Raw genomic sequence first — 1,691 nt, forward strand, 5'->3', positions numbered from 1 at the left:
ATCCACTGGTCGGCATCTGATGGTGGTGCGGCCGGAAAAGCTGCGCCTGGTTGCCGACGTCGGCGAGACCGGCGTCAACCTGCTGCTAGCAACCGTCGGCGACGTCATCTACCAGGGCGACAGCTTCGTCTGCTACGCCACGCTCAAGGACGGCCGGCAGGTGACTCTGCGCGACTATTGCCGCTCCGATGTGCTGGCGAAACTGCCGGCGCCGGGCGAGCCGATCACGCTCGGTATCGATGCCCAGGACGTCGTGCTGGTGGCCGACCAATGAGCCTCGCATCCGCCAGTCTCGGTCATGCCTCCCGACGCGATGGGGCGCTCAATGCCGATGCGCTCAACGCCGACGCGCGATGGGAAGCGCATGGCATGCTCGCGCTGCTGTCGCCCGGGCTCTTCCTGGTCTTCGCCGTCATCATCGTGCCGATCGGCTGGCTGTTCTGGCTTTCGCTGTTCGATGAGAGCGGTCAGCTCAGCGCCGCCAATTACGCGCGCTTCTTCGAGCAGGCATCCTACATCAAGACCTTCGTCACCACCTTCAAGGTGGCCTTCACCGTCACCGGCGCCTGCGTGCTGCTCGGCTATCCCTTGGCCTACATGCTCTCGCAGCTGCCGCGTCGCGCCGCCTCCATCTGCCTGATCTTCGTCATCCTGCCGTTCTGGACCTCGGTGCTGGTGCGCACCTATGCCTGGCTGGTCATCCTGCAGCGCAAGGGACTGGTCAACACGTGGCTGATCGATCTCGGAATCATCTCCCAGCCGCTGCCGCTCGCCAACAATTTCGCCGGCGTCATCATCGGCATGACCCACATCATGCTGCCCTTCCTGGTGCTGCCGCTCTATGCCTCGATGAAGACGATCGACGTCGACTGCCTGCGCGCCGGCATGAATCTCGGCGCGAGCCCCGCCGCCACCTTCCGGCAGATCTTCTTTCCGCTGTCGCTGCCGGGCCTGGCTTCGGGCCTGGTCATCGTCTTCGTGCTCTGCCTCGGCTTCTTCGTCACGCCGGCGCTGATGGGCGGCGGCAAGGTGATCATGTGGGCGATGCGCATGGAGCAGACCACCAGCCTCTATTCCAACTGGGGCGCGGGCGCAGCACTTGGCGTCGTGCTGCTCGCCGTCACGCTGGCGCTGCTCGGCCTTTTCCACTGGCTGCTCGGCACCCGCGCGACCGGGGTCTGGAGCAGGCGATGAGCATGGAAAACGCCCTGCCGATCTCGCATCGGCAACGCCTCTGGCTCTACGCGCTCGGCGGCCTCGTCATGCTGTTCCTGATCGCCCCGTCGGTGATCATCGTCATCATGTCCTTCTCCGGCTCCTCGCTCTTGGAGTTCCCGCCGCAGGAATGGTCGCTGCGCTGGTACGAAAGCTATTTCGGTTCCCTCGAATGGCGCGACGCCACCGTCGTATCGGTCAAGGTAGCGGTGATGACGGCGATCGTCGCGACGCTGCTCGGCACCGCGGCGGCCTACGCCATCAACGCCCGCACGCTCAGGATGACCGGCTTGATCAACGTGCTGCTCACGGCATCGCTGATCATCCCGGTCATCCTGATCGGCATCGGCACGTTCTTCCTCTATGCCCGCATCGGCCTCAACAATACGCTGACCGGCCTCGTCATCGCGCATACGGTGCAGGCGCTGCCGCTGGTCGTGCTGACCGTGCTTTCGGGGCTGCGCTCCTACGACATG

Annotated in this window: 2 protein-coding genes and 1 pseudogene; all 3 read left to right on the plus strand. The window is 64.8% G+C overall.

What is annotated here, in order from left to right; genetic code table 11:
• Positions 1–274 (plus strand): TOBE domain-containing protein (locus tag EOA28_RS34995; protein ID WP_128315811.1); only part of this gene is annotated, 274 nt, incomplete at its 5' end.
• Entirely contained in the window at positions 271–1,194 is a 924-nt protein-coding gene (locus EOA28_RS35000; protein ID WP_126078631.1) for an ABC transporter permease, read from the plus strand. The genes EOA28_RS34995 and EOA28_RS35000, both read left to right, overlap by 4 nt.
• Positions 1,191–1,691 (plus strand): annotated as a pseudogene (locus EOA28_RS35005) (ABC transporter permease); the annotation flags it as partial. The gene EOA28_RS35000 and the pseudogene EOA28_RS35005, both read left to right, overlap by 4 nt.

This window comes from Mesorhizobium sp. M2A.F.Ca.ET.067.02.1.1, from assembly GCF_004023285.1.
Lineage (GTDB): Bacteria > Pseudomonadota > Alphaproteobacteria > Rhizobiales > Rhizobiaceae > Mesorhizobium.

What these genes read in the sequence shown, in the direction of transcription:
- EOA28_RS35000 (WP_126078631.1), top strand. Translation starts at nt 271, where the DNA reads ATGAGCCTCGCATCCGCCAGTCTCGGTCATGCCTCCCGACGCGATGGG.